Origin of the sequence: Tumebacillus algifaecis, from assembly GCF_002243515.1 — a bacterium.
Taxonomy (GTDB): Bacteria; Bacillota; Bacilli; order Tumebacillales; family Tumebacillaceae; genus Tumebacillus_A; species Tumebacillus_A algifaecis.
This window is the reverse complement of sequence record NZ_CP022657.1, coordinates 3,952,365-3,972,751: the sequence shown is the minus strand read 5'-3', so window position 1 is coordinate 3,972,751 and position 20,387 is coordinate 3,952,365. Positions and strand designations below refer to the sequence as shown.

The window sequence follows — 20,387 nt, the reverse complement described above, 5'->3', positions numbered from 1 at the left end:
ATATTTTTGTAATTTTGTTGATTAATCTATACAAAAACAAAACGACAGTGCTATAATTAAGTCAGAAAATACAATATATTAACCTGTAATTCCCGGAGGTGATACTGCCATTAAGGTTAATCGAGTATCAACTCTTAATAAAATGCTTGCCCTCTCGACGGTGTTCCAGTTCTTATTGATCGGGCAGATCGTCTCCTGGCTGGGAGATGACTTGCATCAGGTCGGGATGATCTGGTTCGTCCACGAGGCGTTTGGCAGTGCTTATAGTCAAGCAGGTTTGGGTATCGCAATGGCATTGCCGATGGCGCTTGCGGCTTTGTTCGCAGGGGCTATCGTCGATCGCTTCGATCGCTCGAAACTGCTGTTGATCACCGATCTGTCACGAGCTGCCATCTCGGGCGCGCTCGTACTGATGCTCCTGTTTATGGAGCCAAATCTGTGGGTGATCTATGCGGTCACCGCGCTGATCGGGCTGGCCGGGTTGATGTTCAACCCGTCCGTACAGACCCTGATGCCAGAGATTGCCGGAGATGACAAGGAACAATTGATGCGGATGAATGCTTGGTACATGTCAAGCGCTACTGTCGTCCGTGTCATCGGTCCTGCATTAGCCGGAATGTTGCTTCCCTTTATCAGTATTGAATGGATCTTATCCATCGATGCGGTGACGTTCCTTTTCTCGGCCGTCATGGTGCAAAAGATGATCAAGCAACTGAAGAGCGTGAAGAATATCGCCCCCAAGGAGCGGGCTGAACGCAGCAGCATCTGGAAAGATGCGTGGGCAGGACTTCGCTTTCTGCTGCGTGAACCTGTGCTGGGCCCACAGTTTCTCGTGTTGCCGATCTTGGAAGGCGTCATGCTGTCGATGTACTATCTGTTGCCGATCTTGCTCGCCGCGAACGGGCAAAATGCGAAGCTCTTTGCGATCTTAATCGGGTTTTTCTCACTCGGCAGCGTCATCGGAATTACGATCGTCCGACGGTTTGGTCTGAACAACAGAAGAGGCTTGGTCTTCTGCCTCAACCTGTTCCTGCAAGGTGCGATGTTGATCATCATCGGGATGACGACATCGACTTGGATCATGGTCATCGCCTTCTTCTTGATGGGCATTCCTTCCGGTGCTGCGGCGATCAGCGTCAATACGTATGTGCAGCAATGCATCGATCCGCAGTTTAGAGGTCGCGTTTTCTCGGCGATCCAATCGGTAGCATCGGCACTGATCCCCTTCTGTATCTTGGTCATGGGGGGGCTGGCTGCCAGCTACGGCGTGGGCAAAGTGTTGATTGTGGCGGCCTTCGTGCTGGTCGCAGCGGGCGTTTTCATCACCTCTCAAAAAGCGGTGCGCGAAGCGCGCTAATTGCAGTCACATTACATGGGAAGGGGTAGCGATGTGAAAAGGGTACGACTACGGGAACAAGTCAATGTTCTCTCGAAAGGACAACATTTCGTCCTTCGCTTGAACGATGAAATGGTCGTGATCACACCAAACAACGATGCTCTTCATCATTGTGTGAAGCACTGGATCGCTGGCGGTTCGGAAGACCATTTTCGGCAGGTGACAGAAGAACAGCACCCGACGAGTTGGGACACGTTCAAGCCCCATTTTGATCGACTCCTGGAACTGGGATTCTTTGAGGACATGGATGTGGAGCATGAGCTGACCGCGGAAGAAGTTGGGCGTTGGACGCGGATGATGGATTATCTCTCCCGCTACGAGACGGAGGAGACCAACCGCTACGAATATATGCGACGGATTCGTCACTCGAAAGTGTTGGTGGTCGGGGTCGGCGGCATGGGTAGTTGGATGACCACACAATTGTTGGGTCTGGGCATCGGGCACATCGTACTGCTCGACGGGGACCATGTGGAAGTTTCCAACCTGAACCGCACGGCGATGTACAAGCCAGCAGATGCGGGGAAATTGAAGGTCGATTGCGCGGTTGCGTATGCCAAAGAATTCTCGCCGCACACGAAAGTGGAAGCCATTCCCCAATTCGTGACGGGGCCGGAGGATCTCCTGCCACATTTGGACGGCGTGGACCTTGTGCTCGGATGCGCCGATAAACCGGTCTTTCTGATCACAAAATGGATCTCCGAAGCATGTACGCAAGCCAAAGTGCCATACCTGTTTACGATCGGGGGTCAAGTCGGACCGCTTGCGGTGCCAGATTCGGATCAGGCTTGTCCACTCTGCGAGTTCACCTTCCGCACGGACAAGTACCCGAACCTTATGGACACGATCCTCAATCAAGGCGACTTCCTCTTTGAACGCACGGTGGGCAGTGTCGTAAGTTTCCCTGCGATCGTCAGTGGTGTGGCGGGATTTGAAGTGATGCGCTTTCTGAGCGGTTATGAGAAACCAGTCACGGTGAACGCTTGTTGGAAATTCGATACGAACATGGAGTTTCGCGTAGAACCGCTGACCAAACATCCATCCTGTATCAATTGTGCGACTAAGTAACCTTCCATCCCATTGAAAGGAGGTGATAATGATGAACAAAGAACAACTGACTGCAGAGCAAATGGAAGAGCTCATGGAAGAATTTGACGTGCTGAAACCGGTTGAGTACCTCTAAGAACTGGGGGAAAGGATGGGGTCGGAATTCCGATCTCATCCTTTCCTTTTTGTATAAATCACAAAGAGGTGAGAACCATGATCCCTAACTACTTAGAGAAGCTGGAAAAGGCAGTTTGGCTCCAGCATTTTTCTTTTACGACGGACGGGACCCTGTTGCTCGGGTGCAATACGCAGCACGGGAGCCGCGTCTATATACATGCGACCGATACGCCAATGGTCGAGCGCTCCACACATCAGATGTACCCATTTGGGACGTCTCAGTTTGTCGGTTTCCTCGAACATACGGAAAATGGCTACCAAGTGGTCTGTCATGATTTGAACACCCAGACCGAACATTTGCCAGCGCTGGCCCCGCTGACCTATCCGATCCAACCGAGCGTCTACGGCGAAGAGCATATCGTTGGCCTGCGGGTCAACGCGGACGGACAGCAAAAGTTGGTGCTGGTCCATCATCGCAACGACGAGGAGCCGATTGAGCTGCTCGATTTGCCGAACGAACAAAAAGCGGACCAACTCTATGTGGCGGTCGCACCACGCCGCCGCGCCATCATCGTGACGCGAAAAACGACAGGTCCATATACCGAGTTGGTGCTTTGCGACCCGGAGACAAAAAGCTCGCGCGTTTTGTTGAGCGGGGAAGGCAACATGACGCCGGTCTCCGCCCAATGGAATCTGGAAGAATCCGCCTTGATCTGTTTGGTGCGTGTGGGCAGGCGCTTAGATGCCGTGCAGATCGAGGTGGAGAGCGGGGAGCACGTTCGATTGAATTTGCCGCTGCTCGCAGAAGCACCGATCTGGAATCCGGATGGACGGTCGCTTTTGCTGACACTGGATGAATGGCCGGGGACGCGATTTGCCACCTATCATCTGGAAAGCAAAGAAGTCGTTCCGTTCGACCTGTTGCCGGGAGTTGCACATTCGATCCCGCGCTGGCGAGAAGGTGCACTATATTTTAAAGTAGCAAGCAGTCAACAGCCGCCTGCCCTGTATCGCTGGCAACCGGAGCAAAATGAACTCCAGTGCCTGACGCGTCAACAGGACTTTTCGCAAACGGCTCCCCCAGAAGTGATCGGCATCGAAACGGAGCGGGGATATGCGGTGCCCTGTCTGGTCTATCCGCCAGCAAAAGAGCAGAAGCGGGCCGTCTTCTTGTTGCACGGCGGGCCTTCAGGAGCATGGGACATCTCTTGGTCGCCGTGGATTCAACTGTTGCAGAGTCTGGGGATGCGAGTCATCCTCGTCAATCCGCGCGGAAGCACGGTGCGCAATTGGCCGTTGCCGCCGCTAAAACCGGGTGAATTTGGGAAGTTGGATGTACTGGATGTGATCGATTGCATTCGTGAGGCGATCAACCGTTCATGGGCCAGCCCTGTACAGATCGGGCTGTACGGGGAGAGCTACGGTGGGTATCTCGCGACTCGTACCGCGCAAGCACTCGGAGATGAGGTCGGGGCGCTGTTGATCATGAGTTCGTATTTGAATGTCACGGTGCTCAAGAACAGCCGCGATCCTGTCGTCCGCCGCTTTGCCGAGTACGCCTTTACAAGTGAAGAGTTGGAACCGTCAGTTGAAGGTGAGTTATGGACACCTGACTTTCCGATCCTGCAAGTGCACGGTGAACACGACTTGCAGTTACCGCTTGCAGATGTGAACGTTCAGTTTGAAAAACTTGGTGGTCATGGGCATGAACTGTATGTCTTAGCAGGAGAAGGTCATACCATTCGCAATCGCAGCAACATCTGTGCATGGATCGGCAAAGGCGCCCAATTTTTCGATGACGCGCTGAGGTCTGTACAGGAAGAGTAGTTTGTAGGAAGAGTAGTTTGTAGGAAGAGTAGTTTGTAGGAAGAGTAGTTTGTAGGAAGAGTAGTTTGTAGGAAGAGTAGTTTGTAGGAAGAGTAGTTTGTAGGAAGAGTAGTTTGTAGGAAGAGTAGTTTGTAGGAAGAGTAGCGGGGCGCGTGAGCAGTTGATTGTGGCCCGATGGCAGAACTGGGGAATTCGGAATGCAGAGTGGGTCTGTTCTTTCTAAATAAGAGGGTGCAGAAGCAATGGAGAGAGAATAGATCTATTGAAGTATCATCGTCGGGCAATCCATTGGGTTGCCCTTTTCTGCTCGGAAGAAGATCGGTCAGTTAAGCAGTGTGGGGTATCAATGATCGCACGGGAAGGGCGTGCGACAGATTTGTTTTGGATGAGCGGGCGAAAGGTATTGCTTGCAACTTTTGTAAGTTGATGGTATCCATAAGATGAGGTGAGGAGATGAATTGGAAGGAATTTTACATCGCGCTTGCTGGCGGGCTCGCATTTGGCGTAGCTTGGACGGTATCGCATTACTGGTTTACCGGTGAGCTTACGTACTCCGGCATCGGGGCTACCATAACCTGGATCATCGTCAGGATGATCCTGTCAACTGGCAAAAGAAAAAAGGACCAGCGCAGGTAGAGGTAGATCGTTATACGCTATTTTCGACTTCTGCCAGCCGTGCCGTGGGATGATGGAGAGAAAAACTTAGATATTCTTCCCAAGGATCGAATGCGGTATACTGTGAGTGGGAATCATAGCATCAAGAAGTGACCTTTTCGAGGATTCCCCCCTGTTTTCGTGCAAAAAGTCGATCCTCGAAAAAAAGCCGAAGCCAGTCGGTATCAGAAATGGCGGGAAGGCTTGCCACGCCTCGGCTTTTCGATGGCCGATTCGGTCGGTACCAATGACAGACCCGTAAGTTAGGGGATTGAAAGATCTCGATTAACACAGCGTCCATATTTGTTTCACGTAGTAACAATGGCAGACCCGATGGATAGGGGACTGAAATCATGAAAATGTACCGCAGTATTAATAATTGCTGGTCGTAACAATGACAAACCCGATGGATAGGGGACTGAAAGTACATTGTGGACTCCATGGATGCTCAGATCGCTAAGGTTGTACCAATGGCAGACCCGTTATATAGGGGACTGAAAGCCGAGCACGAACAGCCCGAAGTCCGCTCCGACAAAGAGGTAACAATGGCAGACCCGATGGATAGGGGACTGAATGGTGAAGGACGGGTGTCGTCGGCTTCTCACGTTTGTAGGCTTGGTCTAACGTTCGTAGGACAAGGCCTTTTGTCATACGTTCATCAGCCTAGAACCCCACGATTTTTCGCGTGCACAAGTCACATGATGCTGGCCACATACAGCCAACCTTCGTTGGTCGGGACGTAGGTGATGTCAGCCATCCAGACCTGATTCGGAGCATCGGTCGTAAATTGTTAGTTCAACTCACGGAACACTTAAACCGCCCCGATTTTCCCAACTTCCTTCCCTATGTAGATTTGGATTCCGTTTTTTAATTAGGCATTCTCCATTTTGTAGTACTCAAGTTCTTCTTCAATGGAGTTAAAGTGATCTGGCCGCGCAGGAGGTCGAAGACGTTCGCGCAACTGCACGGTAACTCATCCCCTCTTCCAACACAAGTTGGGCAGCCTCCAACTTGCTTGATCTCGATACTGTAACGATTATTCTTTGTTCCAATTTTTTACATGAAATCCCCTCGGTTCAACAAGGATAGATCCAACTTATCGATGTCCTTTTTCTCTTGTCTACCATGAGGTGATATAACCCATTACGGCTTTTGCATTTCGGTAAAATAATAATGAAAATAATATATTATATTTGCAATATGGAAATTATGAGTTACTATATGTTGGAAGGAGGGTTTATCATGAAAAAAATAATCTCTAGTATTACTTTGGCGATTTTGCTGTCAGGAATGATAAGTTTCAGCAGTCAAAGTCAACTCACCCTAGCCTCAAACGATAATTTTTCGAAATCCCAATTTGTTACAGAACAGTCAAAACTAAAGAAGAAACAAACAAGTGAGCAGAGAGAAAAAGGAAAACAGATTGATGAACAATTAAGCAGTGTCATGCCTTATGTATCATTGAATGAAGATAATATTGTTACCGTAGACATTGTTGCAGCAAAAGCAGCTAAAGTCCCGAAAAGTTCGATTCAAACTGCTGAAAAATACTTTCAGGAACAAAATCGCATGATCACGGAAATTGCTTCTGGTAAGACCATGGCGGAAGTGGAGTTTTCAGATGATTTCGAAGGAAGCTTTAATGATTACTTCTACTATCTTGCTGAGGGGAAGAACGCACCGCCGGTAGTACAAAACACGAACTTTGGTGTGATACAACCAGATGCAAATGGTGGTTGTGGAGGGGATACTGACAATCCACATCCGTGCCCACCGCGCCAAACGTTATATTGGTTCTACTCTCTACCTGAACTTCAGACGATTTTCCTAAATCAAGGTTATCATGCAACAGCTCATTATGCTGGTGGTTCTGCGGATTGGAATCCTGCACGTGATTATACCAAATGTGTGAGTGCCTATAATTGCGGATCCTGTGCATTCCGTTATCAGGCGGTATTTGCTGACACTAACACCGCGAATAAGTATCATGCTATTGTTCAAGTTCCCGAGCCAAATCCAGAGATTCTTTCATACATTTGGCCAACGGGATCTTGGGGATTGTATGTGAAGTGGTGGCACGATTACTCTTGCTAAGTTAAAGTTGAAAGAGAGCGGGCTTCCACTCTCTTTCATTTTTATCTCGAAGGAGGGGAGTAAAATGCGAATTAGCTTCCAGACGGTTTTACTGCTTTTCACCGCAATTTTCGTTCTTGGATGCAGCGACTCATCACCTCTAAAATCAGATTTGGAGGTGGCTATCAACAAAACCTATGATATGCAATTTGACTATCTCGATCATGTCCAAGTGTACAAACTTGGTGAGGATGGTACTTACAAGGAGTCACTCGTGGAATTGAAAGGAGACATTATCCGAGGTATCGTACTAACCCTAGCTAAGGCATCAGAGACAAGTGAAGTGAAGGGCATAAATACGTACCCTTACAAAATTGTCCTTTCAACGTCCCGAGAAGGAATGGAATACAACAAAAAACAAACTTCTGCCGAACTTCTTGTTTATCCCAAAGGGCAGGCCACGTATTTATTTTACGAAAACAGATATTACAAACTCAGTGGAGATGATCTTAAATCATACGGGATCGAATCAGCGTTAGCGCCTTAGTGTTGAAAATTACCAGTCCCGTTCTCTTAACACATTGAAATAGGCTGAGCTAGCTGTTTTGTAACGGTGAGGGGCCGACAACAAAATATTTATCGAAGAAGATGACTTGGCATTTCGACTTGATGTTCCATTTGAATATCTCTTATAAGAGGTGAATTTCGAACTAGAAAACGCAAGTAAATTCAGGATGGCAATAAGAATGGTACGATCAAGCGAACTTGAAACAGCGATACTGCTATTAAAAGAGCAAGACGCGGCAAGGAATTTGGATGTGGTGCGGGTACGAGGCTGAGACGGATACATATGCGAAGTTGCATCTGGAAGATTAGGAATCATATACGGCGACCTTTGGTGGCCGTCTTTTTGTTGAGAACATACCGATCCTGTGACCTGAAATGGTTTTTCGATAATTGCCGTGTCTTCTGTGATAATCACGCCTTTTTTATCGGTTTCGAAGGCCGCAGGAATGTCTCGCGTTGCTTCGATAAGATAACTTAGCTATTCTATCCAAAGAAGGAATACGGTATACTGAGGTGGGAAATAATAAATTCAAGAAAACCACAGTTTCGAGGATCCCCCCCTGTTTTGAAGCAAAAAGTCGATCCTCGAAAAAAAGCAAGATCCAGCCCGAATCAAAGAGCGCGTGAACCCTTGCTACGCCTCACTTTTTCGATGCCCGATTCGGTCGGTAACAATGGCAGACCCGTTATTTAGGGGACTGAAAGAACCGACCCACTGTCCTTTGGCGAGTTCAAACCTCCGTAACAAAGGCAGACCCGTTATATAGGGGACTGAAAGAGCAGGTGGAAGTTCTGTGTTTTGCCGAACCGCCACGTAACAATGACAGACCCGTTAGATAGGGGACTGAAAGGCGACGGATGCAGCAACGTTATAGTCTCGGATGTTTGGTAACAAAGCCAGACCCGTTCTACAGGGGACTGAAAAGCAATACCTTGCAGAACTTTCGCGTCTGTATCATGATGTAACAAAGGCAGGCCCGTGAGTCGGGGAGCTTGTCTCTTATGTTGTTACTACAGACGTCAACAAACGGAACACAGGTGGGAGAGGCAGTTGGCCATTCCTTTTTTCTATATGAATCGCGGTCATGAAGTTCGGTACTCACGGTAAGCATGAACAGTAGCCGAACTGGAAAAAGCGGATAATTTCGAAGGCGACCCGTTGGGGTTGCCTTTCCTGTTTTACAAGAAGCGAGGAGGAACAGTCGTGGAAACGTGGGGTCAAAATTGGCTTCGAACACTTCGGACCGATTCGGTGTGCACTGACTCTCAGAACACGAATTGGCTCTCCCACACTTGCTCTAAGTGCGCGTCGCAACACAGGTTCGCATACACACTTTTTACAGCAAGATCATCAAGTGTGTTGATAAAAAAATAAAGACATCATAACGCCTTGTTTTCATCACGTTTGATGTATGAATTAGGTCTTTTGTACCATGAAAAAATTGTCAATTTTAAATATATTAAAAAGGCGCCGGAATCAGATACCCCTAATCGGATGATTGTTTCAAAAAAATCCCGACTGTTGGTTCGTCTTAACGGGAAACCATTGATCAGCAACTTGTGGAGCGGGTACAAGTAGCCCAATCCGCACACGCCGAATTGATGGTTTCGGAAATACAAAACATACAATTTAGTAATAGGTGAATCCTTTCACACGGTATTTACGTAAGAGTATGTTGAGTAAGAAGGAGAGGGAGGACAAAAGAAGATGGATATTTTGAGTTACAAATGTCCCAACTGCTCAGGCACATTGAAATTTGACAGCCAAATTGGTCAAATGCTTTGTGAATACTGCGACAGTACGTTTGATCCCGAAGTGCTCAAAAAGTACGACGAGGTCTTGCAGGAGGAAGCTTCGAAAGATCCGGATTGGGACACTTATGAAAGCGACGAGTGGCAAGATCCGAACCTGGGCGTTCATCTTTGCAATTCCTGCGGGGCTGAAATCGTGGCAGAGGAAACGACCGCCGCTACGTTTTGCCCATATTGTGATAGCGCAACCATTCTTTCCGGCAGACTGTCCGGTGCGTTGAAGCCCGATCTGGTGATTCCGTTCAAGATCGAGAAAGAACAGGCCAAAGCGGAATTGAAAAAATTCTGCTCAGGCAAACGCTTGTTGCCAAGCCTTTTCCTCGCGAACAACAGGATCGAGAAAATCACAGGCGTCTATGTTCCGTTCTGGCTGTTCGACTGCGAAGCGGAGGCGAACATCACCTATGATGCCAAGAAAGTGAGAACTTGGAAGCAAGGGAACTACCGCTATACAGAGACCAGCCACTTCCTGATTCACCGAGCAGGCAAGATCGGATTCGAACGGATTCCGGTGGACGGCTCGGAAAAAATGGATGATGCTTATATGGAAGCGTTGGAACCGTACAATTATGAGGAAGCTGTTGATTTTGCAACCGCGTACCTCTCCGGTTATCTGGCGGACAAATATGATGTGGACGCAGAAAGCAGCAAACCGCGTGCCAATCAGCGCATCAAGGACAGCACCGAGAAAAAGTTTGCAGAAACCGTTTCGGGCTATGCTGTCGTCACGCCCCGCAGTACGGCGATCGATCTGACTGACGGCAAAATTCGTTACGCACTGCTGCCCGTATGGATGCTGAACACCAAATTCGGGGGCAAAACCTATACCTTCGCCATGAACGGTCAGACCGGGAAATTTATCGGTGAACTTCCCATCTCCAAAGGCAAGTATTGGGGCTATGTTGCCGGCATTACCGCTGTGCTCAGTACCGTTGGCTTGCTGACCGTGTTCTTATAAGGAGGGTTGAACCATGAAAAAACTGTTTACTTCACTCTTTCTCTTCGTGCTTCTGCTCTCTTTCTATACGTTCCCGGCCCTTGCGGCCAATGTATATGACAATGAGAATCTGCTGAGCGCTAGCGAGAAGCAATTGCTGGAAAAGAGACTTCAAGACATTGCTGAAACCTATAACTTCGATGTGGCGATCGTGACCGTCGATTCGCTCAACGGAAAGAGCGCGATGGAGTATGCTGACGATTACTATGATGAAAACGGTTTTGGCTTTGGCCCCGACCATGACGGACTGCTGTTCCTGCTCGCGATGGACAGCCGAGACTATTGGACCTCCACATCTGGTTACGGCATCAAGGCGTTCACCGACTACGGAATTCGATACATCAGCGACAATGTGGTGGGCTTGTTGAGCGAAGGCGAGTATTACAAGGCATTCGACAAGTACCTCGACTATGTTGACATGTTCTTAGCAGAAGCGGCGACTGGAACGCCTTTTGACACCGATCACGAGGTCATAACTTCAGGCGATTATTTGTTCCTCTCCTTGCTCACCGTTGCGATTTCAGCCGCCATCGCATTTATTGTCGTAGGGATCATGAAGTCCAAGATGAAAACGGCAAACAAACAGCGTTATGCGCTGAACTATGTAAAAGACGGCAGTTTTAAAGTGACGAGTGACAAAGATTTGTTCTTGTATACGACAACGACCAAACAAAAAGTAGAGTCCTCGTCAAACAGTGGAGGAAGCAGTACGCATAGCAGTAGCAGCGGCAATTCACACGGCGGTGGCGGTGGGAAGTTTTAAGCAAGAGGACACAATAGAAAAAAGAAACTTACGTTGAGGAGTGGTTCGAATGGGACTGATTAAAGCAGGATTGGGAGCTGTAGGCGGGGTACTTGCCGATCAATGGAAAGAGTTTTTCTACTGTGATTCGCTTGATGCTGACATCCTTGTCGCCAAAGGGCAAAAGCGCACTTCCAAGCGTTCTTCTAACACCAAAGGCGAAGATAACATCATCACCAACGGCTCTGTTATCGCCGTAAATGATGGCCAGTGCATGATCATCGTTGAGCAGGGCAAGGTCGTTGAGTTTTGCGCAGAACCGGGTGAATTCACTTGGGACGCATCCACCGAACCGAGCATCTTTTCCGGTAATCTTAAAGAGAGCATCAGACAGACCTTTCAAACGATCGGCAAGCGTTTCACCTTCGGTGGCGATACTGGCAAAGACCAACGAATTTATTTCTTCAACACCAAGGAGATCGTAGGCAACAAATACGGCACGGCCAACCCTGTTCCGTTCCGCGTAGTAGACCGAAACATCGGTCTTGATATCGACATTTCCATCCGTTGCAACGGCGAATACTCGTACAAGATCGTCGATCCGATGCTGTTCTACACCAATGTGAGTGGCAACGTCGATGATGTGTACAACCGTGCCAATATTGACAGCATGCTCAAGAGCGAATTGCTGACCGCCTTGCAGCCGGCCTTTGCCAAGATTTCCGATATGGGCATCCGTTACAGCTCTTTGCCCGGACATACCTTGGCACTGGCCGATGCACTGAACGAAGTGCTGTCCAAGAAATGGGCGGAAACGAGAGGTCTGGCGATCGCATCGTTTGGCGTAAACTCGGTCACCGCTTCCAAAGAAGACGAAGACATGATTAAGCAACTCCAAAAGAGTGCGATTATGCGTGATCCGAACATGGCGGCGGCAACTCTGGTCGGCGCGCAAGCCGATGCGATGAAAGCGGCCGCTTCCAACGAGGGCGGTGCGATGGCAGGCTTTATGGGCTTCGGTATGGCTCAGCAGGCAGGTGGCATGAACGCACAGAGCCTGTTCGCGATGGGACAGGCGCAACAACAAGCGCAGCAGCAACAAGCATCACAACCTGTTCAGCAGGCGGGATCTTCGGCAGCCTCCTGGACCTGTACGTGCGGTGCATTGAACACAGGTAAATTCTGTGCAGAATGCGGAAAAACCAAACCTGTCGCCGACGGCTGGAACTGTTCCTGCGGTGCGGTCAACACAGGCAAATTCTGTGCCGAATGCGGCAAGACGAAACCGGAAGCAGACGGCTGGAGCTGCTCTTGTGGAACGGTGAACAAAGGCAAGTTCTGCGCCGAGTGCGGCAGTCAGAAGCCTGCCGGGGAACTGAGCTATCAATGCGATAAATGCGGCTGGTTACCCGAAAATCCCGCACAACCGCCGAAGTTCTGCCCCGAGTGCGGCGACCTTTTTGACGATAATGACAAGAAGTAAGAACAGGTAAGGAAGCTAGTAGAAAAGGTACCGCTTTCGTTTTGGGAAGCGGTACCTTATTTTTTGCCGACGAGTTTGTGGGGAGTGGGGCATATTGTGGTGAGCACTTTTAGGGTAAATGAAAGCACGGAACTGCCTTACAAAGTATCAGAGATCGCTACTAGTAAAAATGAAATTGATTCCTCAACAAAAGCTGTTGTTTTGGGAGAAGCCATTTTTGTAAAGAAGTAGCCAGAACCCTCGTTCTGTGACCGTTTTGATAAGTCTGGGACAGTCGCTGCCCCCAACATTCCGTTGGGGGCTTTTAAAGTTCTGAGGTGAATGCTCACTATTACGGGGCTGATTAGCTCTTTATGACCATCTTTCCCCTGTCGCTTAATGTCCGCAAACGCAAGCATGCAGGGTTTGCACCAGAGCCCTATTTCTTTTTGACTACTGAGAGCAAGGTGGTCGCTACCAACAAGAGTAAGGAGTATGCTCCGAAATTATAAAGAGTTTTTGATTGTAGGTCAGAAGATAAGGTACAGGAAAAAAAGGAAAGTTGCATACTTACTGTCTGTCCATCACTACTGGTCCACAACCAATGGGTATTGTCCACTTGCATAAAAAATAGAAAAAGTAGACCGGATGTTAGGAGTGATAAAATAAAGTTCACCTTGCGCAGCACAGAGTTTCCCCCATTCGGAAGTTGTAATATAGCACGATGATCACCTGATCCTCGCGCGGTCATATCACATTAAGTGTTACTAGAAACGAGATTACCATGCAGTCTGAACATGCTTCGGCATAGGGCGGTCAAAGGAATCTTGTCCTTGGAGACGTTTTCAAGTCCTTAAAAATAGAAAGAAGGGAACAGAATGTCTAACGGCATATTCCAAGCAATTATTGCAGGTGTAGGTTTTATGATTCTTAAAAGTATCTTCGAGCAAGAAAAGTTGTTTACCAAGAAGAAGCTAATTGGATTTTTGGTGTTTACGACATCTTTGATATTATTTTCCTATATATATCACATTTTTCAATGACTGTTATAATAAATCCATAATTTCGTGTGAAATACAAAATCTCACCGTCTGAACTTTCATTTTGTTACATGGTTTCTGTGTACTGCTAGGATACCTATGACTGATAAGACTTCATAGAATTTTCTTCATGTTCCCTTCATGCATAAAATTTTGCGGTCAGACCATTGCCTCCATGTAGTGGATCTTGCAACCCGTCTCAGTAACAATGGAAGATCCGTACTAAAGGGGACTTAGAGTATCATCGATTCCAAAAGTGGTATTGCCAGTATGGACTTCCTTCAATGTTGTCCTCAAGGGGCGATCATCCAAATTTTCTGGAACAGACCCTCTGCTTTAGATGGTCCAAAATAAGTAAAAGGCAATCAGTGGCGTGGTATAGTTTCTCGACCATGCGTGGCTAATTCGTCTTCTGAAAAGTCGTTTTTCTAAAAAACACGTTGAATTAAAACTGATTCACCACAAAATAAAAAAGGAGCCTCTAGAGACTCCTTCATTCAATATTTAGTGCTACGAGAATTTTTTCTTTGGTTTGGCGTAATCTTTTTTCGGCACCATGCGGGTGCAATGGTTCACTCCAAGAAAATCCGTCACCTTCGTACCTTGGAATAAGATGCATGTGGTAATGGGTAAGGTCGTTAAATTTTCCACCGTTTTGACATGTGCTTATTCCGTCAGGTTTAAACAGGGTCTTTAAGACGATGGATATTTTTTTCGCAGCATCCATGACAGCATACGCTGTCTCTGAATCCATTTCTTCGACATCCCAGTAATGTTTTTTCGGAAGAATTAGGATATGTCCTTCATTAAACGGAGCGATATCAAGCACGCAGGTAATTAGCTCATTTTCATAAACGATGTTCAAATCGGGTTCCACACCGTTAGCGATTCGACATCCCAAGCATTCCATGTACAGCCTCACTCCTTCCAAAGTACACTTTGCATTTTCGGGTATCGAAAGTAGCTTCGTAATTTATTGAAAATTCTAGATGTTCGATAACAACAGACGCTTACAGAAAAAGTTCGGCGACCGCTCTTCGGTAGAGTACCTTAAAGCGATCGCCGCGTAAAATCATAGGTTTTTTACGCACAGACTACGTGACAGGGGTAAGACCAATGCCAGTGCTATTTTTGTTTTCTCTCAACGCTCCTGATTTGAGCGGACAAAAAGTAGGGCGAAGGAGATGTGTAACCTGTCCTACCTTCCAATTCCAGCCCCAGCATCACGAAAAATCAAGTCGTATCGCTGTGTGAATCTCAACTGCGAGCTTCATCAGTGGGTCTTCAATGGTTTCAACGTATCGTCAGTGCCTTCTTTTTCGTTAAGAGCGGCGATTAGTTTGTCACCCTCGACGTCTAGGTTTGGTAGCAGACGGTTCAGCCATTGCGGTAGCCACCACGCTTTGTCGCCAAAGATCGCCATGACAGCCGGGACCAACATGATCCGGACGATGAAGGCATCGAGCAGTATGCCTACCGCCAACGCAAAACCGATCTGTTTGATCATCACATCTTCGGCAAAGGAGAACCCGGCGAAAACGGCGACCATGATTACAGCTGCAGCCACAACGACGCGGCTGGCCTGCTCATATCCGTGAACGACACTCGCAACGCCCCGATGCCCATGAACATACGACTCGCGCATCGAACTGACCAAGAAGACCTGATAGTCCATCGCCAGCCCGTACAGTATACCGGTGACCATGATCGGCATAAAGCTCAACAGCGGACCGCCCGTGTCAAAGCCGAATAGAGAGTGGAGCCATCCCCACTGGAACACAGCTGTTGTGATCCCGAACGTGGCAAGCACACTAAGCAGGAAGCCGAGCGTGGCTTTAATCGGGATGATGATGGATCGGAATACCAACAGAAGAATGATGAGCGAGAGGATGACGATAACCCCGATATAGAGCGGGAAGACCTCCGCTAGCTTGGACGACATATCGATGTTGATCGCGGTGAACCCTGTAACCCCAAGCGTGAGGCCATATTTCTGAGCGATACTCGAATCGGGATCACGCAAGTCTTGCACCAAGTTTTTGGTCTCTGCGTCGGTAGGTCCCGTTTTCGGAATGAGGCTTAGAATGGCCATGTCCCCAGTCTCCTTGACGCCCAACGGTGTCACCAGCGCAACGTTAGTTTGCTGTTGGAGATCTTGAAGCAGAGAGTAGAGCATTTCCATTGTCACTTTGTCGGAACCCTTGGGCTCGGCAACTAAGAGAAGCGGACCGTTAAATCCCTCCCCGAAAGCATCTGAAATCGCGTCGTAACTCTGTCTTACTGTCGTATCAAAGTTCGCTGTGGCACCAGACGGAATGCCCAGTTCCATATTGGCTACCGGAATCGTCGCCACACCGAGAATCGCGATGACACCGACAATTAAGGGCCAACGATACTTCACGATCCCCTTGATCCAGCTCGTTGCGACCCCGCGCCGAACTTTGGTCGCATGGACGCGACTGTTCTCGCGCGCTTTTTGCGAGCAGATCCGCTCACCGACCAAACCGAGCAGTGCAGGTAGCAGGCTCAGAGCAATGAACACGTTGATGAGGACGGTCGCTGCAGCGACTAACGCCATCGTGGATAAGAATTCAATCCCGATCACGAGCATGCCACACAAGGCGATGATGACTGTCAAGCCAGCGAAAAATACTGCGCTGCCAGAAGTGCCGATCGCTCTGCTCGCCGCCTCGCGTGCGCTCAGCCCCTGTTCGAGAATCAGGCGGCGCTGACGGTTCACGATGAATAGTGCATAGTCGATTCCGACTGCCAGACCGACCATGAGGGCCAAGGCAGGAGTGATGTCAACAATATTGATGAACTTGGAAATCGCAAAAGCTCCGCCAACGCCAACGCCAACACCCAAGATTCCGGTGAGGAGCGGGAGGCCAGCAGTAACAACTGAGCCAAGCGTCATAAAGAGAACAACAGCGGCAACTACCAATCCGATAATCTCAGCTGAGCTGAACACTGCGGGTTTGCCCTTGATCGAGTCGCTGGGTAACGCTGTAATGTCGGTGCCATCCTCAACGGCAGTAAGGGCCTCGATAACGGAATCGATGACGGTCTTGGGCACTGACATCTGCGGTACGGTGAACTGGAATTGGAACATGGCGATGTTGCCATCGGAGGAAATGATCACACCAGGAACCGGAACGCCATTGGCCATCAAGGGGCCGTACGGAGGTCGTTCAGTCGCGGTAGCCTGATCGGTTCCAGCGCTCTGAGGAGATCCAGCAAGCGATGCGCCCGCTTTGGCGGCCATTTCGGCGGGATTAATCACATAGTCCATGTTGTAGACTTCGTTAACGGCTTTGCTGATCGAGGTCAAATGTTCTGGTGAATCCAGACGTTCACCCTCGGGCACTGTGAACACAACACTTGCTTGTCCGCCAGAAGCTTCCGGAAGTTCTTCCGCCAACATGTCCAGCACCTTTTGGGACTTGGTGCCCTCAATTTTCATATCAGAACTTACGTGTATGCCATTCACGCTGAGTGCGGCGATGATAACCCCGAGGATCAAGGTCCAACCGACGATAAAGTACCAGGGTTTGTCGTATGCTTTCTTCCCTAATCTGTACAAGAATGTAGACATGAAAGTGATAGTCTCCTTTTGCTAGAAATCGTGAGGGGTCAAAACTTAAAACCGTTTCGCAAGTAACTGAACATCGTGTCCCAATATTGATCGAATGTCATTGCCTCAGGGTTATCGGACGTCGATTGATCCGGTAGCAACACGTTGAAGCTTCCATCAATGATAGGCAACGATGCCCCTACAACTGCTCCAGTAAGCAGATGCGCGTACCCCTCGGGGTAACGCCCGTGAAATAACTGGCTTAATAAATTCTGAGCCGACGCTTGCATTTGGTGGAGAACGCTGAGTCTATAGGGCTCGAGCGTCGGATACCGTTTGGAGAGCGACGAGAGATGGCGCATTTTCCATAGCAGCTCTGCTGTAAGCTGCATCTTCATAAAGTGGTAAAGGGCGTCAACCGGGGACGTGTTTTCGTGCAGTTCATCGAGCAAGTTCTCAAATTCGTTGATGTCATTCATAGGCTCAACCGCCATCACCACAGCTTCTTCCTTACAAGAATAGTGGTTCGCAAACGTTCTTCTGGAGTAACCGGCGCGTTGCACCACATCTTCAACGACAAAGCCGTCCAACCCCCGTTCAAGTGCAAGCTCGAACGCCGCGTTCGCCAATGCTTGTGCGGTCGCCTCCTTTTTGATAAAACGCAAGCTGTTTTTGTTCATCGTACAGCGCATCTACCTCTCTTGTTTGGATACGAATAGATCGACTAGAATTTACATTAACACATCGTTGCACAATGGGCAATGATGCGCGGTGGGCAATGATGTTGTCGGAATTGAGTGAGTGCTGCACAGTCGAATGTAGTAACAATAGGGGACCTGTTAGGAAGGGTAATGTGGAGTCCTTCGGTCAGACGATTTGATTTATCTTATTGACAAAATATTTACTTAATAAAGAATGATAGAGGAAATAAATTGTGTGTGTAGTAATGATATATGGGAAAACTTAGATGTGAACGCTGTGAATGCAATGGAGGGGTGAACAAGTATGATCAAAAAAACTACTATAGTGTACTTGCAATTTGCGTCCTGACATCGATCCCAATTACTGCGGGAGCAACTCCGACTGCAACTCAGGAAAAAAGCTACGGCGTTACCGATCCAATGCCGATCCCGGAGAATGAGAGAGCAGAATTATTGAAGATGGATCTTACCAAATTGCCAGAGCCCAAAGTAGACCGTGAAAGAGATAAAAAGTTAGAAGCACAAGCTAAGGGTGGTTTTTACTCTGAGCATTTTACGGCGCCTAGACCGATCAGTGAGGAGACCTTTCCTTCAGCAGGTTCAAAAAGCAGCGAAACCCTAACGGATTCAATCGTCGCCCCTGATTTTTACACGTCTATGAATTAGAATTAGGTTGGATTGGACTCCGCAACGTAGATTGACACTTGGGAATCGTACAAACTTAGTGGCAAGCAAGATGTCCCCGTCAAACTCGTACAGTATTCCCATTACAGTGGTTCTGTTTCAATGGGCTATAAATTAGTATCTGTTTTGTGTTGCGGAACAACTACATCAGAAATTCGTATCAATGGTACCTACACGGATACTGCAACATCGTTTAGTTTTTTGGATGTTCCTGCAGGAACGTACAAACTTAGAATTTATAACCGTTCGTCTATTAAGACCAGTGGAAATGGATATGTTTTCTGGTGGTAATACTCCAAAATCCCCGGCTTATTGATCGGGGTTAAGTCTTTAACGGAGATAGTCAAAAGGAGTTATGCAGGGACATAACCTCGTTGAATATTTAGTGAAAATTGCGCTGCCTGAGGTGCAGGATGGAAATGGCAGTGATGACTCGTGGATCGTTGAGTGACTGGTAGAGTTAGACGCTTACTTATGGTGAGCGTCTTTTGTTCTGTATCACCGACATGAGGCATGTCGAAGTTATTGCTCCCTTATACCCAGTCATTTGCCTCTTTATTAGAGCGTTTCTGGCGGGCCGGAATGTCGATTAGTCGTCCAAATATGTGGAGTCGATCATATTTTCTGAAATCGCGGTCATAATGGATAGTAATCCGCTATGACCCGAAAATAGGAACTGGAATGATATTGGTAGCAAGCAAAATTTGACCCGCTATAGGGGACGGAGGATTTTAAATGCTAGAAAACTTGACGTTTACAACCTATCGTTTCACCTTGCAAGTTGGGAAACAAGGACTGGAACTGCCAGCGTGGAAGGCTTCCACTTTCCGTGGCGGTTTTGGCCATATTTTCAAAAAGCGAGCATGCATGCGAGCCGAATCTATTTGTGACCGCTGTGAAGCGAGCTCCACCTGTGCCTATGGTTATATCTTTGAAACCTCGCCTGATGGGGAGACGGGTGGATTTATGGGGCGTTATGATCAGATCCCAAGGCCATACTTGCTGGAAGTTCCATCCGATCGCCAGACGTTCTATGAGCCGGGGGAACTGCTTTCTCTTCGCCTGCGTTTGTTCGGGCGAGGAATCGATTACGCCCCGTTGTTCATCTCGACCTTTCGCGAACTGGGGATTGAGGGCATCGGAAAAGGGCGCAAACCATATCGACTGATCCATGTCGCAACGGAAGATGTGGGTGGCGCTGCTGCCAGAACGCTATACATGGATGGAGAACACCAACTTCACGATCCGATCCTTGCAACTGGTGCTGACATAATCGCAAAGATTCAACCGCAATCTAGCCATTCGCGGCTCACGTTGTTCTTTGAAACGCCTTTGCGGATGAAATGGCAAGGTCGCTACACGAGCGACCCGCAATTTCACGTGATTTTTCGGAATATATTGCGCCGTGTGACAGGACTCCTTCAATATCATCATGGAATCGACACGAGCACCGTGAATTACCGCGGTCTAATAGAAAAAGCTGAACAGATCCAGTTGGTTCGGCAGGAGACGAGATGGGTTGATTATGACCGCTTTTCCGCACGGCAAGATTCTAAGATGAAGCTCGGCGGTATGATGGGATGGGCGCAGTATGAAGGGGAATGGGAAGCGTTTTTGCCGTGGTTGAAAGTGGCCGAGATCATCCATCTAGGCAAAAACACGGCGTTTGACCTAGGACGAATTCGAATCGGGTGATG

At 48.3% G+C, this 20,387-nt stretch carries 14 protein-coding genes; 11 read left to right on the top strand and 3 right to left on the bottom strand.

The genetic code is table 11. The annotated features are described in order from the left end of the window. The first annotated feature begins 160 nt into the window (after positions 1 to 160). From CIG75_RS17565 to CIG75_RS17520, 9 genes are all read left to right on the top strand, one after another. Positions 161 to 1,357 (top strand): MFS transporter, encoded by a 1,197-nt coding sequence (locus CIG75_RS17565; RefSeq protein WP_157729628.1) that lies wholly within the window; start codon positions 161 to 163, stop codon positions 1,355 to 1,357. Positions 1,358 to 1,390: 33 nt separating this feature from the next. Continuing rightward, positions 1,391 to 2,461: a HesA/MoeB/ThiF family protein gene (locus tag CIG75_RS17560; protein WP_157729627.1), complete on the top strand. Its 1,071-nt coding sequence runs from the start codon at positions 1,391 to 1,393 to the stop codon at positions 2,459 to 2,461. A gap of 192 nt (positions 2,462 to 2,653) precedes the next feature. Next, a complete protein-coding gene (locus CIG75_RS17555) occupies positions 2,654 to 4,384 on the top strand; it encodes an alpha/beta hydrolase family protein (RefSeq protein ID WP_094237822.1) in 1,731 nt (576 codons plus the stop codon). Between the two features lie 453 nt (positions 4,385 to 4,837). Then, positions 4,838 to 5,020 carry a hypothetical protein gene (locus CIG75_RS17550; RefSeq protein ID WP_094237821.1) on the top strand — a complete coding sequence of 61 codons (183 nt, stop codon included), beginning with the start codon at positions 4,838 to 4,840 and terminating at the stop codon, positions 5,018 to 5,020. 1,260 nt (positions 5,021 to 6,280) lie between these two features. Continuing rightward, positions 6,281 to 7,132, top strand: a complete 852-nt coding sequence (locus CIG75_RS17540; RefSeq protein ID WP_094237819.1) for a hypothetical protein — start codon at positions 6,281 to 6,283, stop codon at positions 7,130 to 7,132. 64 nt (positions 7,133 to 7,196) lie between these two features. Further along, complete coding sequence (locus CIG75_RS17535) at positions 7,197 to 7,658, top strand: hypothetical protein (RefSeq protein WP_094237818.1); 462 nt, start codon at positions 7,197 to 7,199, stop codon at positions 7,656 to 7,658. 1,728 nt (positions 7,659 to 9,386) lie between these two features. Beyond that, on the top strand, positions 9,387 to 10,448 hold the full coding sequence (locus tag CIG75_RS17530) for a TFIIB-type zinc ribbon-containing protein (RefSeq protein ID WP_094237817.1): 1,062 nt from the start codon (positions 9,387 to 9,389) through the stop codon (positions 10,446 to 10,448). 13 nt (positions 10,449 to 10,461) lie between these two features. Further along, positions 10,462 to 11,250: a TPM domain-containing protein gene (locus CIG75_RS17525; RefSeq protein ID WP_094237816.1), complete on the top strand. Its 789-nt coding sequence runs from the start codon at positions 10,462 to 10,464 to the stop codon at positions 11,248 to 11,250. Between the two features lie 49 nt (positions 11,251 to 11,299). After that, positions 11,300 to 12,712: an SPFH domain-containing protein gene (locus tag CIG75_RS17520; protein WP_094237815.1), complete on the top strand. Its 1,413-nt coding sequence runs from the start codon at positions 11,300 to 11,302 to the stop codon at positions 12,710 to 12,712. A 1,512-nt stretch (positions 12,713 to 14,224) separates the two neighbouring features. Here the strand turns inward: CIG75_RS17520 and CIG75_RS17510 are convergent. The 3 genes from CIG75_RS17510 to CIG75_RS17500 form a co-directional block, all read right to left on the bottom strand. Then, positions 14,225 to 14,641, bottom strand: a complete 417-nt coding sequence (locus CIG75_RS17510; protein WP_094237813.1) for an HIT family protein — start codon at positions 14,639 to 14,641, stop codon at positions 14,225 to 14,227. Positions 14,642 to 15,004: 363 nt separating this feature from the next. Then, positions 15,005 to 17,326: an MMPL family transporter gene (locus CIG75_RS17505; protein WP_094237812.1), complete on the bottom strand. Its 2,322-nt coding sequence runs from the start codon at positions 17,324 to 17,326 to the stop codon at positions 15,005 to 15,007. 38 nt (positions 17,327 to 17,364) lie between these two features. Further along, complete coding sequence (locus CIG75_RS17500) at positions 17,365 to 17,985, bottom strand: TetR/AcrR family transcriptional regulator (protein WP_094238484.1); 621 nt, start codon at positions 17,983 to 17,985, stop codon at positions 17,365 to 17,367. Between the two features lie 315 nt (positions 17,986 to 18,300). Here CIG75_RS17500 and CIG75_RS17495 point away from each other — a divergent pair, with 315 nt between their 5' ends. Next, a complete protein-coding gene (locus tag CIG75_RS17495) occupies positions 18,301 to 18,672 on the top strand; it encodes a hypothetical protein (protein WP_094237811.1) in 372 nt (123 codons plus the stop codon). A 753-nt stretch (positions 18,673 to 19,425) separates the two neighbouring features. After that, positions 19,426 to 20,385, top strand: coding sequence for a CRISPR system precrRNA processing endoribonuclease RAMP protein Cas6 (gene cas6, locus CIG75_RS17490; protein WP_094237810.1), 960 nt, complete (start codon positions 19,426 to 19,428; stop codon positions 20,383 to 20,385). Positions 20,386 to 20,387 lie beyond the last annotated feature (2 nt).

Coding starts and splice junctions, on each gene's coding strand:
- CIG75_RS17555 (WP_094237822.1), top strand. CDS start 2,654: ATGATCCCTAACTACTTAGAGAAGCTGGAAAAGGCAGTTTGGCTCCAG.
- CIG75_RS17550 (WP_094237821.1), top strand. CDS start 4,838: ATGAATTGGAAGGAATTTTACATCGCGCTTGCTGGCGGGCTCGCATTT.
- CIG75_RS17540 (WP_094237819.1), top strand. CDS start 6,281: ATGAAAAAAATAATCTCTAGTATTACTTTGGCGATTTTGCTGTCAGGA.
- CIG75_RS17535 (WP_094237818.1), top strand. CDS start 7,197: ATGCGAATTAGCTTCCAGACGGTTTTACTGCTTTTCACCGCAATTTTC.
- CIG75_RS17530 (WP_094237817.1), top strand. CDS start 9,387: ATGGATATTTTGAGTTACAAATGTCCCAACTGCTCAGGCACATTGAAA.
- CIG75_RS17525 (WP_094237816.1), top strand. CDS start 10,462: ATGAAAAAACTGTTTACTTCACTCTTTCTCTTCGTGCTTCTGCTCTCT.
- CIG75_RS17520 (WP_094237815.1), top strand. CDS start 11,300: ATGGGACTGATTAAAGCAGGATTGGGAGCTGTAGGCGGGGTACTTGCC.
- CIG75_RS17510 (WP_094237813.1), bottom strand. CDS start 14,641: ATGGAATGCTTGGGATGTCGAATCGCTAACGGTGTGGAACCCGATTTG.
- CIG75_RS17505 (WP_094237812.1), bottom strand. CDS start 17,326: ATGTCTACATTCTTGTACAGATTAGGGAAGAAAGCATACGACAAACCC.
- CIG75_RS17500 (WP_094238484.1), bottom strand. CDS start 17,985: ATGAACAAAAACAGCTTGCGTTTTATCAAAAAGGAGGCGACCGCACAA.
- cas6 (WP_094237810.1), top strand. CDS start 19,426: ATGCTAGAAAACTTGACGTTTACAACCTATCGTTTCACCTTGCAAGTT.